The 13767-nt window shown below is 72.9% G+C and carries 16 protein-coding genes; 12 read left to right on the top strand and 4 right to left on the bottom strand.

Annotated features, from left to right (window positions below):
* Together ABZU53_RS02790 and ABZU53_RS02795 are read right to left on the bottom strand one after the other, a co-directional pair.
* Window positions 1-768: a hypothetical protein gene (locus ABZU53_RS02790; RefSeq protein ID WP_355063467.1), complete on the bottom strand. Its 768-nt coding sequence runs from the start codon at window positions 766-768 to the stop codon at window positions 1-3.
* A complete protein-coding gene (locus tag ABZU53_RS02795) occupies window positions 765-1214 on the bottom strand; it encodes an NUDIX domain-containing protein (protein ID WP_355063469.1) in 450 nt (149 codons plus the stop codon). The genes ABZU53_RS02790 and ABZU53_RS02795 overlap by 4 nt, the downstream gene beginning before the upstream one ends.
* 114 nt (window positions 1215-1328) lie before the next feature.
* Between ABZU53_RS02795 and ABZU53_RS02800 the strand changes: the two genes are divergently transcribed.
* From ABZU53_RS02800 to corA, 4 genes are all read left to right on the top strand, one after another.
* Window positions 1329-1721: a CBS domain-containing protein gene (locus ABZU53_RS02800; protein ID WP_234582610.1), complete on the top strand. Its 393-nt coding sequence runs from the start codon at window positions 1329-1331 to the stop codon at window positions 1719-1721.
* Window positions 1722-1804: 83 nt separating this feature from the next.
* Window positions 1805-2263 carry an ester cyclase gene (locus ABZU53_RS02805; protein ID WP_354857315.1) on the top strand — a complete coding sequence of 153 codons (459 nt, stop codon included), beginning with the start codon at window positions 1805-1807 and terminating at the stop codon, window positions 2261-2263.
* Between the two features lie 106 nt (window positions 2264-2369).
* Window positions 2370-3464: a PLP-dependent aminotransferase family protein gene (locus ABZU53_RS02810; protein WP_355063471.1), complete on the top strand. Its 1095-nt coding sequence runs from the start codon at window positions 2370-2372 to the stop codon at window positions 3462-3464.
* Window positions 3465-3766: 302 nt separating this feature from the next.
* The gene (corA, locus tag ABZU53_RS02815) at window positions 3767-4915 is read left to right on the top strand and encodes a magnesium/cobalt transporter CorA (protein ID WP_354857309.1); all 1149 of its coding nucleotides are present in this window, start codon (window positions 3767-3769) and stop codon (window positions 4913-4915) included.
* Window positions 4916-5017: 102 nt separating this feature from the next.
* Here the strand turns inward: corA and ABZU53_RS02820 are convergent, their stop codons facing one another.
* Window positions 5018-5794 carry a hypothetical protein gene (locus tag ABZU53_RS02820; RefSeq protein WP_354857307.1) on the bottom strand — a complete coding sequence of 259 codons (777 nt, stop codon included), beginning with the start codon at window positions 5792-5794 and terminating at the stop codon, window positions 5018-5020.
* 84 nt (window positions 5795-5878) lie between these two features.
* Here ABZU53_RS02820 and ABZU53_RS02825 point away from each other — a divergent pair, with 84 nt between their 5' ends.
* Together ABZU53_RS02825 and ABZU53_RS02830 are read left to right on the top strand one after the other, a co-directional pair.
* A complete protein-coding gene (locus ABZU53_RS02825) occupies window positions 5879-6409 on the top strand; it encodes a peptidylprolyl isomerase (RefSeq protein ID WP_354857306.1) in 531 nt (176 codons plus the stop codon).
* A 100-nt stretch (window positions 6410-6509) separates the two neighbouring features.
* Window positions 6510-7421 (top strand): rhomboid family intramembrane serine protease, encoded by a 912-nt coding sequence (locus ABZU53_RS02830; protein WP_355063474.1) that lies wholly within the window; start codon window positions 6510-6512, stop codon window positions 7419-7421.
* 4 nt (window positions 7422-7425) lie between these two features.
* Here the strand turns inward: ABZU53_RS02830 and ABZU53_RS02835 are convergent, their stop codons facing one another.
* Window positions 7426-7854 (bottom strand): PH domain-containing protein, encoded by a 429-nt coding sequence (locus ABZU53_RS02835; protein WP_355063476.1) that lies wholly within the window; start codon window positions 7852-7854, stop codon window positions 7426-7428.
* 117 nt (window positions 7855-7971) lie between these two features.
* Here ABZU53_RS02835 and ABZU53_RS02840 point away from each other — a divergent pair, with 117 nt between their 5' ends.
* The 6 genes from ABZU53_RS02840 to ABZU53_RS02865 all read left to right on the top strand — a co-directional run bounded on the left by ABZU53_RS02840 (window position 7972) and on the right by ABZU53_RS02865 (window position 13765).
* Entirely contained in the window at window positions 7972-9144 is a 1173-nt protein-coding gene (locus tag ABZU53_RS02840; protein WP_355063478.1) for an acetyl-CoA C-acyltransferase, read from the top strand.
* A gap of 81 nt (window positions 9145-9225) precedes the next feature.
* Window positions 9226-10239, top strand: a complete 1014-nt coding sequence (locus tag ABZU53_RS02845) for an aminoglycoside phosphotransferase family protein (protein ID WP_355063480.1) — start codon at window positions 9226-9228, stop codon at window positions 10237-10239.
* A 112-nt stretch (window positions 10240-10351) separates the two neighbouring features.
* Window positions 10352-10864, top strand: coding sequence for a hypothetical protein (locus ABZU53_RS02850; protein ID WP_354857365.1), 513 nt, complete (start codon window positions 10352-10354; stop codon window positions 10862-10864).
* Between the two features lie 93 nt (window positions 10865-10957).
* Window positions 10958-11650, top strand: coding sequence for a response regulator transcription factor (locus ABZU53_RS02855; RefSeq protein WP_355063482.1), 693 nt, complete (start codon window positions 10958-10960; stop codon window positions 11648-11650).
* Window positions 11643-13109: a histidine kinase dimerization/phospho-acceptor domain-containing protein gene (locus ABZU53_RS02860; protein ID WP_355063483.1), complete on the top strand. Its 1467-nt coding sequence runs from the start codon at window positions 11643-11645 to the stop codon at window positions 13107-13109. Before ABZU53_RS02855 ends, ABZU53_RS02860 begins: the two co-directional genes overlap by 8 nt.
* Before the next feature lie 56 nt (window positions 13110-13165).
* Window positions 13166-13765, top strand: a complete 600-nt coding sequence (locus ABZU53_RS02865; RefSeq protein WP_354857291.1) for a hypothetical protein — start codon at window positions 13166-13168, stop codon at window positions 13763-13765.
* The last annotated feature ends 2 nt before the right edge of the window (window positions 13766-13767 follow it).

Here is a 13767-nt window from a genome sequence, read left to right on the forward strand (position 1 = left end):
TCAGCCGGGCAGCGCCGCCAGGTCGGCGAGCATGGTCAGCCGCTCCTGGGCGTCGAGCGCGGCGTACGGGCCGGCGGCCCGGCGGTCGGTCTCCAGCTCGATGGCGAGCCGCTCGGGGCCGGCGGGCAGGGCGGCGACGCTGGACGCGGTGTGTCCGGCGGCCGTCCAGGCGGCGGCGTGCGCGTCGGCCCGGTGGTAGCGCAGCGTGCCGAGCCGGTTGAGCAGCAGCACGCCGGGCGGGGTGCCGTCCGGCTCGTGCGGGGGCGCCAGCGCCGCGAACGCCGACCCGTTCCGGTCGCCGTCGGTGTCGGCCAGCACCAGGGCGTACGTCAGCAGCCGGCCGAGCGCCGCCACGAGCCGGGTGACCCGTTCGTCGTGCCCGGCCCACAGCTCTTCGGTGACCTCGGCGTGCACCTGATACAGCTCGGTGAGGAAGGCGGTGCCCCGCTCGGTGGCGGAGAGCGCCCCGTCCGGGCGGCGGTGGAGCATGCCGTACGCCACCTGCTTGTCCACGGCCCGGCGGACCGTGACCGGGTCGGCGTAGCGGGTGATCGCCGCGAAACCCGGCCCGTCGACGGTGCCGCCCGGCGCGGCGAGCCGGGTGCGCAGGTCCACCAGGAAGCCGTTCGCCGTCGGCCCGCCGTACCGCTGGCTCAGCTCGGCCCCGCCACCGTCGCGGCCGGCCAGCATGCCGGCGCGGAACGTCCGGTCCAGGGCCGGGGCGAGCAGCCCGGCGATCCGGTGCGGCGCCAGCTCGACGGTGTTCACGGATCGATCGACCGCAGGACGGCGAAGCCCTCCTCCGCGATCCGCCGGATCAGGCCGTCGTTGACGTCGCGGTTCTCGTCCAGCACGGTCACCTCGTGCTCGGCCAGCCAGCGGTACTCGGTGTGCTTGCCCGCCTCCAGCGTCGGGTGGTCGAGGTCGCCGTCCACCCGGACCAGGAAGTCGTACTCGATGCGGGCCAGGCCGTCGTCGCCGACGTAGTGGTATTCGCCCACCTGGCCGAGGACCTCGGAGACGAGCCACCCGGTCTCCTCGGTGACCTCCCGGCGCAGCGCCTCGTCGATCTCCTCGCCCGGTTCCAGGTGGCCGCCGACAACGTCCCAGCAATTGGGAAACAGGCGTCGGTGGGGTGAGCGGCGCTGGAAGAAGATTCGGCCGTCGTGGTCGACGATCAGCGCGCCGGCGCAGCGCAGGGGCTCGGTGGACACGCTCCGACAGTAGCGAGCGGCCCGGCATCGCGACGATGCCCGGTCTTGTCCCGGAAACATCCACCGACGACCATGTGCGTACCGAATGCCACGGTCCCAAAGGAGTGATGCGTGATGCAGGTACGGGAAGCGATGTCCAGCCAGGTCCTCGTCGTCGGTCCGGAGCACACGCTGCGTCAGGCGGCCCGGATGATGTCGGCCCGCGGTGTCGGGTCGGCGGTCGTGATCGACCCCGAGTCCGAGGGAATCGGCATCATGACCGAACGCGACGTGTTGAAGGCCATCGGCGCCGGCCTCGACTGCGACACCGAACGCACCGGCGCCCACCTGACCTGGGACGTGGTCTACGCGGGGCCGGAGTGGACGGTCGCCGAGGCCGCCGCCGCGATGGCCCGCGGCGGCTTCCGGCACCTGGTGGTGCTCGACGGCCGGGAGGTGGCCGGCGTGATTTCGGTCCGGGACATCATGCGGGTCTGGGCGGAGAGCCAGGTGGCCGCCACGACCTGACCCGCGCAGGTGTGCCAGGCCGGATCGACGGGTAAGGATCCCTCGCGGGCGCGGAGATGCCGTGGCCCGCGGGGGAGGGCCCGATGCGTGACGCGGAGCGCCTGATCGAGCAGCAGTACGCGATGCTTCTGCGGCGGGACGTGGCCCGGCTGCCGGACCTGTACGCCCCGGAGGCGTTCTACGCCATGCCGGGTGTCACGGTCCGGCCGATCGAGCTGCCCGCGCTGCTGCGCACCTGGACGGGCGCTTTCGCCGACCTGCGGGTCGACCCGTTGGGCGTGGTGCGCACGTCCGGCGGCGCGGCCGTGGAGCTGCGCCTCACCGGCACCCACACCGGCACGCTGCACTCGCCGTACGGCACCGTCGCTCCGACCGGCCGTTCGGTGAGCTGGGAGGTTGCCGACGTGGTCCGGGCACGCCGGGGTCGGATCGTCGCGTGGCGCTCCTACTTCGACTGGAGCCAGCTCCTCGACGCGCTCGGCGTGCAGTTTGAGGGCCTTTCCCGGGCGACGCAGCACGACTCGCTCGCACTTCCGGTCTGATCTGACGGCGACCGGCCGACCCGGGTCACCCGTCCCGGTGGCTCAGGATGCGGACATCGCCGTGCCGTCCGCGCGTCCCCCGCCGCCGCCCGTACGCTCAATATCCATGACCGCCGAGCAGCTGATCTCCTTTGCCCGTGGGGCGCCCTCGCTGGACATCGTCGATGTCGAGGGGCTCAAGGCCGCCGCCGTACGCGCCTTCGACGCCGACCCCGCGGGGGTCACGGCGTACGGCACCTCCGTCGGTTACCTTCCGCTGCGAAAGTGGATCGCCGAGAAGCACGGGGTGGAAGCCAACCAGGTGCTGGTCACCAACGGCTCGCTCCAGGCCGACGCCTTCCTCTTCGACCACCTGGTCCGTCCCGGCGACGCGGTGGTGGTCGAGCGTCCGACGTACGACCGCACGCTGCTCAACCTTCAGCGGATGGGCAGCGAGCTGCACGGCATCTCGGTCCAGCCGGACGGTCTGGACACCGCCGAGCTGCGCAAGCTGCTGGAGTCCGGGGTCCGCCCCCGGCTCGCGCACGTCATCCCCAACTACCAGAACCCGGCCGGCATGACCCTGTCGCTGGAGAAGCGCCGCGAACTGCTCGACCTGGCCGCCGAGTACGAGTTCACGATTTTCGAGGACGACCCGTACGCGGACATCCGCTTCCGCGGCGAGGCGCTGCCGTCGATGCTCTCGCTGGACACCCGCAACGTGGTCGTGCACGCGTCGAGCTTCACCAAGACCGTCTGCCCGGGCGTGCGGGTCGGCTATCTGGTCGGTCCGGCGGATCTGATCGCCGACATCGCCAAGAACGCGACGAGCCTCTACATCTCGCCCGGCATGGTGTCGCAGGCGATCGTGCACCAGTTCTGCGTCTCCGGCGACATCGACCGCTCGATCGAGACCGTTCGGGCGGCGCTGGGCGAACGCGCCCGGGTGCTGGCCGAGTCGCTGCGCCGGCACCTGCCGCAGGCGCGGTTCGTGGAGCCCGACGGCGGCTACTTCCTGTGGGTGGAGTTCCCCGAGGACGTGCTGGTGGACCGGCTCGCCCCGGCGGCGGCCGAGCGTGGTGTCGCGGTGGTCAAGGGCAGCGACTTCGTTCTCGACGGTGGGCGGCACGCCCTGCGGCTGGCCTTCTCGGCCGTGACGGCCGACAAGATCGACGAGGGTGTCCGGCGGCTCGCGGCGGCCGTCGAGGCTGTCCGGAGCTGATTTCTGTCGGGTTCCCGACAGAACGACAATGCCGGCCGTCCCGGGACTCCCCAGCGGGCGGCCGGCGGCTCACAATGCTGCGAGCGTCACCCGTCAGGTGTAGCGGGGGTCACCCCGCCGCCACCTCGGGCACGCGTGCAGCACAACCCCCGCCCCCACGGGCGCCGGGTGGGCCGTGTCGTCCTTCACCCCCCGATGCGGCCCGGCCCGCCCGGCGCCGCACCCGCGACCGCCGTCACACCTGCCGGTGGCGACCACCGGCGTAGCCTGCAAGCCGCAGGCGAGCGCGGGGAGGTGTCGCGATGACGGATCGGGCAGAGCGGGGCCGGACGGTCCCGCTGAACACGTCCCGGGTGCTGCGACCCCGGGCCTGGCCGTCCCCGGTCCGGGCGGTGACCAGGATGCTCAACGCCGACGGATCGCCGCCCACTCCGGCCCCCACCGGCGCCGGCCGCAGCGGGGTGGTCGACTGTGCGCTCTACATCGACGGCAAGCGGCAGCCCGGCGACTGGAACTACGCGGACGCGTTGGAGGCGGCACGCCGGGAGGAGCACGGCTTCGTCTGGATCGGGCTGCACCAGCCGGAGCTGGCCGAGATGTCCGCCATCGCGGAGACGTACGGCCTGCACGAGCTGGCCGTCGAGGACGCGGTGAAGGCCGAGCAGCGGCCCAAGCTGGAGCGGTTCAACGACGTCAGCTTCCTGGCGCTGCGCACCGCCCGGTACTGCGAGCACACCGAGTTGACCGAGACCTCCGAGGTCGTGGAGACCGGTCAGGTGATGCTCTTCATCGGCCCGAACTTCCTGATCAGCGTCCGGCACGGGGACGCCTGCCGGCTCTCCCCGGTCCGCGCCGACCTGGAGACCAAGCAGGAGTTGCTGCTCCAGGGCCCGTGGGCGGTGGCGTACGGCGTGACCGACCGGGTGGTCGACCTCTATCTGGAGGTGGCCGAGCAGCTTGAGGACGACCTGGATCAGCTTGAGGCCGAGGTCTTCGACCGCAACAGCCACGGCCGGATTCAGCGGATCTACCAGATGAAGCGGGAGCTGGTGGAGTTCAAGCGGGCGGTGATCCCGTTGCAGCGGCCGCTGATGAACCTGACCTCCCAGGTCAACCGCGATGTGCCCAAGGAGATCCGGCGGTACTTCCGGGACGTGCAGGACCACCTGAGCCGCACCGTCGAGCAGGTGAACTCGTACGACGACCTGCTGAACTCGATCCTGCAGGCGCGGCTGGCCCAGGTCACCGTCGACCAGAACAACGACATGCGCAAGATCGCCGCGTGGGCGGCCATCGCCGCGGTCTGGACCTCCATCGCCGGCGTCGAGGGCATGAACTTCGACAACATGCCCGAGCTGAAGATGACGTACGGCTATCCGGTGGCCCTGGCTCTGATGCTCGCTGTCTCCCTGGCCCTCTACCGCTGGTTCCGCCGCAACGGCTGGCTCTGACCCGCGACGGCGCGGGCCGGCGCGAAAGGCTCTGAGACGCGAAAGCGCCGGCGAGCGGGGAAACCCGCGTCGCCGGCGCTCGCTGCGCTGCTGTGTCCGGGGTCAGCGGCGGCCGTTGGTGCGGGCGGTGTCCTTGCCCAGGGCCTTGGTGAGGTCGTCGGTCGGTCGCCCGGAGACGTCCGTGGCGCCCTCGGCGACCGACGGGACCTTGCCGGTCGGGCGGACACTGGTCGGCGTGGCCGTGCCGGTGGTGCTGGCGCTGTCGCCGCCGGCCACCGCCGAGCTGCCGGCGCCGGTCATCCCGGCCATGGCGGACCCGTCGGTCCCCTTGGTCGCGCCCGGCGCGGCCGGCGTCTGCACCTCGATCGACTCGACCTCGTCGCGCATCGGCTCCAGGGTGCGGGTCGGGTCGTACTCCGCCCACTCCTGCTGCTCCCGGCGGCGACGCAGGGCGACCGCACCGGCCAGGCCGGCGATGGCGCCCGCGGCCAGCAGGCCGGTCATCATCGAGCCGCGACGGCGCGGCTGCTTCTTCTTACCGGTGATCCGCATGGTCTTCGACTTGGCCTTCCTGGTCAGCGGCCCTGCCTGCGTGGCGCCGTCCCGGGCCGCCGCCGCCAGCGGTGCCAGCGTGGTGAGTGTGGTTCCCCAGCCGGTCGACGCGCGGTCGCGCACCTTCACCGCGGCCGGCCCGACGTAGCCCCGGGCCACCTGGACCCGCGGACCGACGGTCGCGCCCGCGCCCTTGGCCGCGTGGTTGGCTGCCTGCATCAGGTGGCTGATGCTCTGGTTCAGCTCTGCCTTGGCGAGCTGGCCCTGGGACTGACGCCGCCCGAATCCAAACACGGTCCTACCTCCTGGGAGTTGTTCCTTCGTCATCCTCCACCTTCGGATGCCTCCGCACTGCCAGATCGGGCACATGGGAGGATCCGCATGGAACTGACCAACGAGTGAGGAGTACCCGTGGCCGAGGCTGTCTACGCCACCCTGCACACCAACGCTGGCCCGATCCGGCTGGAGCTCTTCGGAAACCACGCTCCGAAGACGGTCCGCAACTTCGTCGACCTGGCCGAGGGCAACCGGGAGTACACCGACCCGCGCACCGGTCAGCCGGGCAGCGGGCCGTACTACGACGGCACCATTTCGCACCGCGTGATCAGCGGTTTCATGGTCCAGATGGGCGACCCGACCGGCACCGGTCGGGGCGGGCCGGGCTACAAGTTCGCCGACGAGTTCCACCCGGAGCTGCGCTTCGACCGGCCGTACCTGCTGGCGATGGCGAACGCCGGACCGGGCACCAACGGTTCGCAGTTCTTCATCACCGTGTCCCCGACGCCGCACCTCAACAACCGGCACACCATCTTCGGCCAGGTCGCCGACGAGGAGTCGGTGAAGGTCGTCGACTCGATCGCGAACACCCCGACCGGCCCGAGCGACCGTCCGCTGCAGGACGTCGTCATCGAGCGGGTCGAGATCGAGCGGTCTGCCGCCTGACGAACCCGCGAGGTACCTTTGCTCGCATGATTGAGCGCTCCGGAGCACCGCGCCGGCCAGCGTCGGTGAGCCGCGCGGTGGCGGACGGAGGATCGGCCCGGTGAGCGAGTCCCCGCCGACCACCCCGGTCTGTTACCGGCACCCTGGTCGGGAGACCTACGTCCGGTGTACCCGCTGCGACCGGCCGATCTGTCCGGAGTGCATGCGGGAGGCGTCCGTCGGGCACCAGTGCCCGGAGTGCGTCAACGAGGGGCGTCGTAGCGTCCGGCCGGCGCGTACCGCCTTCGGTGGCGGTGCCGCCGGCCGGCACGGCTACGTCACCAAGGCGCTGATCGCGCTGAATGTGCTGCTCATGCTGCTGTCCATCGCCTCCGCCCGGAGTGGGAACGCGGTGGTGGGCGGGTCCGGCCTCGGCGGGCTGATGGGTGACGGCACCCCGCTTACCAACTGGGGTTCGGTGCTCGGGCTGGCGGTCCTCCCCGACGGCACGCTCGGCGGCATCGCCGAGGGCCAGTGGTATCGGCTGGTCACCGCGATGTTCCTGCACTACGGCGTGATCCACCTGTTGCTCAACATGTGGGTGCTGTGGGTGCTGGGCCGGTCGCTGGAGGCCAACCTCGGGCCGCTGCGCTTCGGCGCGCTCTACCTACTCGCGGGCCTCGGTGGCAACGTGGCCGCCTACCTGTTCAGCGCCCAGAACGCGCCCACCGCCGGTGCGTCGACCGCCGTCTACGGTCTCTTCGCCGCGCTGCTCATCATCGAGCGCAAGCTGGGCCGGGACATCTCCCGGATCATCCCCATCCTGGTGATCAACCTGGTGTTCACGCTGACCGTGCCGGGCATCTCCATCCCCGGGCACCTCGGCGGCCTGGTGGTCGGCGGGGCGATGGCGGCGGTGCTCGCGTACGCGCCACGTGGTCGGCGCACGCTGGTGCAGGCCGTGGGCGGCGCGATCATCCTGCTGATCCTGCTCGGCCTGGTCCTGTTCCGCACCGCGCAACTGCTGAGCTGACGGCTCAGGGGTGCCGCCGGGCGGCGCGCAGCTCGGCGGCCACCTCCTCCGGGGTGGTCCCCAGGTCGTACCTGCCGAACAGGTGCAGCGACTCGCCCGCGTCGATCTCCAGGACCTCGCCGCTCACCCCCCACCGCTGCCGGCGGTCCACGGTGATCGCCTCGACCGTCGGCCAGGGCAGCAGCCGCCGGCCGGCGAAGCCGTGGATGACTGTGAGCCCCGCCGGATCGACCGCCAACCGGACCGGCGCCACCAGGTCCCGGACCGCCCAGGCGGCCAGCGCGACGGCGGCCACACCGGCCACGACCAGCCGGATCGGGTCGCCGTCGGCGAAGAGCAGGCCGAGGGCGACCAGCAGCACCGCGCCGGCCAGCTTCGCCACCGGCAGGTTCGTCGGCACCCGCCACTGCCGCGCCGGGGAGATCTCGTCCACCCGCCCAGCATGCCAGCGGTCCGCGGCTGTTGGGAGTCGCGGCAGCTCGCCCCGCGGCGGACGAGGGGTCCACGCACGACGTAGGATCGGGGCAGCCCAAGTTACCGGGGAGTAAACATGAGTGACGCGGTCATCGTCGGCGCGGTGCGCACCCCGGTCGGGCGGCGTAAGGGCAGCCTCGCCGGCGTCCACCCGGTCGACCTGTCGGCGCACGTGCTGCGCGCCCTGGCCGAGCGCACCGGCCTGGACCCGGCGCAGGTCGACGACGTCTTCTGGGGCTGCGTGTCGCAGGTCGGCGAGCAGTCGTGGAACATCGCCCGCAACGCGGTGCTCGCCGCCGGCTGGCCCGAGACGGTGCCCGGCACCACGCTGGACCGGCAGTGCGGCTCCAGCCAGCAGGCCCTGCACTTCGCCGCCGCGACAGTCCTCTCCGGCCAGGCCGACCTGGTGGTCGCCGGCGGGGTGGAGTCGATGACCCGGGTGCCGATGGGCTCCAGTGTGGCGGGCGGCATGCCGTTCAGCGATCAGCTCCGCGCCCGCTACCGGGGCGTCGAGGGCTTCGCCGACGACGCACCGCTGCCGTTCAACCAGGGCGTCGGGGCCGAGCTGATCGCCCGCCGGTGGCGCCTCTCGCGTACGCAGCTCGACGAGTTCGCGCTCGCCAGCCATGAGAAGGCAGCCGCCGCGCAGGACGCCGGGGCGTTCGACCCGGAGCTGACCCCGGTGCCGCTCGCCGATGGTGGCAAGTTCACGGCCGACGAGGGCATCCGCCGGGACACCTCGCTGGACAAGCTCGGCGAACTGGCCACCCCGTTCCGCGCCGACGGCGTGGTCACCGCCGGGTCCGAGTCCCAGATCTCCGACGGCGCCGCCGCGCTCGCGGTGACCACGTCCGAGTGGGCCAGCCGGCACGGTCTGCGCCCGCTGGCCCGCATCCACACCGCAGTGGTCGCGGCCGACGACCCGGTCACCATGCTCACCGCGCCCATCCCGGCCACCGCGAAGGCGCTGCGCCGCGCGGGGCTGGGCATCGAGGAGATCGGGGTGTACGAGGTGAACGAGGCGTTCGCCCCGGTGCCGCTGGCCTGGCTCGCGGAGACCGAGGCCGACCCGGAGCGGCTCAACCCGCGCGGTGGCGCGATCGCCCTCGGGCACCCGCTCGGCGGCTCCGGCGCCCGGATCATGACCACGATGCTTCAGCACATGCGGGACAACGGGCTCCGCTACGGCCTGCAGACCATGTGCGAGGGCGGCGGCATGGCCAACGCCACGATCGTCGAGCTGGTCTGACCTCGCCGCTCGCGGCCAACCGAGGAGCACCGCGGGAAATGGTCTCGCCCCGCGTCGGGCACGCCGCCTAGGGTGCCCATCGTGACGACGATTTCCGACGAGCGCGCCCCCGACTGGTCCAGCGTGCAGTGGCAGGAGCAGGCCCGATCCTGGGTGGACGAGCAGCTGAGTCGGGCTGGCCGGCGGGTCACCGGGCCGGTGGAGCCCCGCGTCCGGCCGTGGTCGCTGGTCTGGCGGGTGCCGACCGACGGCGGGCCGGTCTGGTTCAAGGCCAACAACCGGGGCACGACCCACGAGGCGGTCCTGATCGCGACGCTGGCCGGGCTGGCGCCCGAGCGGGTGCTGGCCCCGATCGGGGTGGACCGGGAGCGGGGCTGGTCGCTGCTTCCCGACGGCGGCGAGTCACTGCGTGACGTGCTGGGCCGCGACCCCGACCTGGCGCACTGGGAGCGGGCGCTGCCCGGGTACGCGGCACTCCAACTCGCCACCGCGCCACGCGCCGACGAACTGGTCGCCCTCGGCGTACCGGACCACCGCCCGGAGGTGCTGCCCGGACTGCTCGCCGAACTGCTCGACGATCGCGAGTCCCTGCGCGTCGGCGCGGAGGGCGGGCTCGCCGTCCCGACGTACGAGCGGCTGCGGGCGGAGCTTCCGGCGTACGCGCAGCGGTGTCGCCGGCTCGCGGACATCGGCATCCCGGCCACCGTGCAGCACGACGACCTGCACGACGGAAACGTCTTCGCCGGCCCGGCCGGGTACCGCTACTTCGACTGGGGCGACGCCTCGGTGGCGCACCCGTTCGGCACGCTGCTGGTGACCCTGCGCTCCATCCGGTACGCCACCGCGTTGTCGGCGGACGACGCCAGCCTGGCCCGGCTGCGCGACGGTTACCTGGAGGCGTGGACCGATCGCTATGACCGCCGTACCCTCGTCGAGGCCGCTGACCTGGCCATGAACCTGGGCGCGGTGAGCCGGTCGCTCTCCTGGCGGCGGGCCCTGGACACGGCCGACCCGGCCCGCGCGGAGTACGCCGAGGCGGTGCCCGGATGGCTCGCCGAGCTGTTCGCCGCCACCCCACTTCAGCCCGAACACTGACCGACATCCGTCCGGGTCGGAAGTCGGACAGGCGGTGCGACGTGCCGCGTGGAACTTCCAAAATTCCGACGTGACCCACATCACCGGTGCCGGGGAGGTCGTTGGGCAGGTCATGGACGTCTTCTCCCGAACGTTCCTCCCGGCCGCCACCGAGGCCGGCCTGGCCGTACAGACCGTGAGTCGGCACATGCCGGTCTTCCGCCGCTGCGTCGGCTCGGGTGACGCCACCATCCTGGTCACCCGTTGCAGCCGCCCCGACCGCCCGGTCACCGGCGACTACCTGTTGCTGCTCACCCACCGCCGACTGGTGGTGACCCAGCAGACGAGGCTCCTGCACCGGCTGCGCCTGCACCTCAACACCGAGCTGCGCGAGCTGAGCAACGTCACCTGGAGCCCGGACCCCCGGCTGGGGTCGGTCGAGCTGGCCGCCACCGCGATCGACGGGATCCGCGAGCGGTTCCTCATCCGCACCAGCCACCCGAAGCAGGTGTGGCAGCTCGACGCGCTGCTCAACCACGCGTTCCGGACCCGCCTGCGGGCACCCCGCGAGCGGATCGTCGCCACCATCGGTGACACGCCGGCCGCCGTCCGACCCAGCGTGTTCCGCCCCGCCGTGGCGCGCTGACGCCCGGCGGGCCGGTCGCCCTTCACGTCTCCTTTACCGAACTCGAACACGCACCGATCGCGCCGAGCCGACCGGGTCGGCAATCATGGGCCGGTGACAGTCGAACCGCCGCACCGCGGGCTCGTCCTCGTGGTCGAGGACGAGCCGGCCATCGCCGACCTGGTCCGGCTCTACCTCACCCGCGACGGGTTCGGCGTGCACCTCGAACGCGACGGCGAGGCCGGCCTGAGCGCCGCCCGCCGGCTGCGCCCGGTCGCCTGCGTCCTGGACATCGCCCTGCCCGGTCTCCCCGGCACCGAGATCTGCCGCCGGTTGCGCGAGGCCGGTGACTGGACGCCGGTCATCTTCCTCACCGCCCGCGACGACGAGGTGGACCGGATCGTCGGCCTGGAGCTGGGCGCCGACGACTACGTCACAAAGCCGTTCAGCCCGCGCGAGTTGGTCGCCCGGGTACGCGCGGTGCTGCGCCGTACCGCCGGTGGCCCCGAGGGCGCGGAACGACCGCGCATCGTCGGCCCGGTGACCCTCGACCCGGCCCGACGGACGGTCACCGCCGCCGGCGTACCGGTGCAGCTCACCTCCACCGAGTTCGACCTGCTGGCGCATCTCATGGCCCGGCCCGGCCGGGTCTTCACCCGGGAGGAGCTGCTGGCCGGCGTCTGGGGCTACGCCGCGCACGCGGGAACCCGCACGGTGGACGTGCACGTCGCCCAGGTGCGGGCGAAGCTCGGCCCGGCAAGCGTCATCCGTACCCACCGGGGCGTGGGGTACGCGGTCGATGCCTGAGCAGCCCGTGCGCTCCGAGTCGCCGACCATGGCGCTGCCGGTGGTCGGCGCCCGCCCGCCGGCCGCACCCCGGCGCAGGCGGCTCGGCCGGACGCTGACCGCCCGCGCGGTTCTGGTCACCTGCGCGGTGGCACTGGTGTCGGTGCTCGTCACGGCCATCGTCGCGGTGCCACTGGCGATCCGCGGCGCGGAGCGACGCGACCAGCAGGCGCTCGCCGCGCAGGCCCGACTCGCCGCCGAGGTGTTGCGCACCCGACTGGACCGGGGTCGCACCGCCGACGAGGAGCGGCTCATCCAGCAACTACGCGACCAGGGCATCGACGCGTACCTGATCCGGCGCGGGACCGCCGACCGGTCGGGCCTGCCGGCCCGCGTGGTGCAGCGGATCGGGCAGGGCCGCAACGTGTCGGCCCGCCGCCCGGTCAACGGCCACCGCGCCCTGGTGGAGGGCCGGGCGCTGCCCGGCGGCAACGGGGTGGTGCTGTCCCGCGCCACGTCGAACGGCCTGTGGGCGCAGGTGCTGCTCAGCCTCTGGTTGCCGCTGCTGGCCGGGTTGGCCGCCGGCGTGGTGGCCGGCCTCCTGCTGGCCCGTCGCCTGGCCCGACCGATCCGCGTCGCGGCCACCGCCGCCGCCCGACTGCGCGCCGGAGACCGTGCCGTCCGGGTGCCGGTCGAACCGCCGGACGAGGTCGCCGACCTGGCCGAGGCGCTGAACGGCCTGGCCGCGGCCCTGACCACCAGCGAGGGCCGGCAGCGGGAGTTCCTGCTCTCCGTCTCGCACGAGCTGCGGACCCCGCTGACCGCGATCCGGGGGTACGCCGAGGCGCTGGCCGACGGCGTCATTGACGCGGACGACGCCGCCGGCACCGGCCGGACCATGCTGGCCGAGGCCCAGCACCTGGACCGGCTGATCGGCGATCTGCTGGCGCTGGCCCGGCTGGAGGCCGCCGACTTTCCGCTGGAACCGGTGCCGGTCGACCTGACCCGGCTGGCCGCCGAGGCCGAGCCGACCTGGTCGGGTCGGTGCGCCGCGGTGGGTGTGTCGTTCCGCGTGGAGACGCCCGGTCAGCCGGTGTCCGCGTACACCGATCCGGGTCGGATCCGACAGGTGCTGGACGGGTTGCTGGAGAACGCGCTGCGGGTCGTACCCCCGGGGGCGCCGGTGGTGCTCGCGGTCCGGCCGGTCGGTGCGGACCCGGCGGCCGGCGGTGTGCTGGAGGTCCGCGACGGCGGACCCGGCTTCACCGACGACGACCTGGCGGTGGCGTTCGAGCGGGGGGCGTTGCACGAGCGCTACCGGGGGGTGCGCAAGGTGGGCAGCGGGCTGGGGCTGGCACTCGCCGCCGGGCTGGTCCGCCGGCTGGGCGGCGAGATCGTCGCGGGTCACGCGCCCGAGGGCGGCGCCGCCTTCACGGTCCGGCTGCCCGGTGATCCTTACCTGACCCGAACATCGGCCTGACGGTCCGCTCGTGGACGCGGGGAAGGCTGAGGGCTCCACGGACGAGAGGGAGAGTCATGCCACGTTGGGGATTCGTCACCGGCACCACGGCGCTGCTCGCGGCGGTCGCGCTCGGCGTCAGCGGCTGCGGCGCGGCCGAGGTGGCCAGCCAGCCCGCGCGGGACGCCGCGGTCGAGGTCGCCGCCGCGATGGGTGTGGAGGGCCAGGCGCTGACCGCGATGGGCTTCGACGCCACCGACCTGGACGTGCAGACCGTCGCCGCCCCGGCCACCCCGACGCCGGGCGCCTCCCCGACGGCTCGGGACAAGGACCGGCAGAAGCGCGGCGAGGAGTGGCGCAAGCGCCACCAGGCCCGCGTGCAGCTGCGCAAGAACACCCTGCACGGCGAGGCGGTGGTGCAGACCAAGGACAACGGTACGCAGACGGTCGCCGTGCAGCGCGGCGAGGTGACCGCCATCGACGGCGACTCGATGACCGTCAAGTCCACCGACGGTTTCACGATGACCTGGACCTTCGGCGACGACCTGCGGGTCGTCGAGCGGCGCGCGACGGTGCAGCCGAGCGAGGTCAAGGTCGGCGCGAAGCTCGGCGTCGCCGGTGCGAAGGACGGCGACAAGGGAGTCGCCCGGCTCATCCTCATCCCGCGCGACAAGTGAGC

Source organism: Micromonospora sp. NPDC005194 (assembly GCF_040608335.1).
Taxonomy (GTDB): Bacteria; Actinomycetota; Actinomycetes; order Mycobacteriales; family Micromonosporaceae; genus Micromonospora.

Bases quoted from the DNA above. Each gene is read 5' to 3' on its own strand.
- ABZU53_RS02865 (WP_354857291.1), top strand. From the start codon at position 13,166: ATGCCACGTTGGGGATTCGTCACCGGCACCACGGCGCTGCTCGCGGCG.
- ABZU53_RS02805 (WP_354857315.1), top strand. From the start codon at position 1,805: ATGCGTGACGCGGAGCGCCTGATCGAGCAGCAGTACGCGATGCTTCTG.
- ABZU53_RS02850 (WP_354857365.1), top strand. From the start codon at position 10,352: ATGGACGTCTTCTCCCGAACGTTCCTCCCGGCCGCCACCGAGGCCGGC.
- ABZU53_RS02840 (WP_355063478.1), top strand. From the start codon at position 7,972: ATGAGTGACGCGGTCATCGTCGGCGCGGTGCGCACCCCGGTCGGGCGG.
- corA (WP_354857309.1), top strand. From the start codon at position 3,767: ATGACGGATCGGGCAGAGCGGGGCCGGACGGTCCCGCTGAACACGTCC.
- ABZU53_RS02810 (WP_355063471.1), top strand. From the start codon at position 2,370: ATGACCGCCGAGCAGCTGATCTCCTTTGCCCGTGGGGCGCCCTCGCTG.
- ABZU53_RS02800 (WP_234582610.1), top strand. From the start codon at position 1,329: ATGCAGGTACGGGAAGCGATGTCCAGCCAGGTCCTCGTCGTCGGTCCG.
- ABZU53_RS02820 (WP_354857307.1), bottom strand. From the start codon at position 5,794: ATGACGAAGGAACAACTCCCAGGAGGTAGGACCGTGTTTGGATTCGGG.
- ABZU53_RS02860 (WP_355063483.1), top strand. From the start codon at position 11,643: ATGCCTGAGCAGCCCGTGCGCTCCGAGTCGCCGACCATGGCGCTGCCG.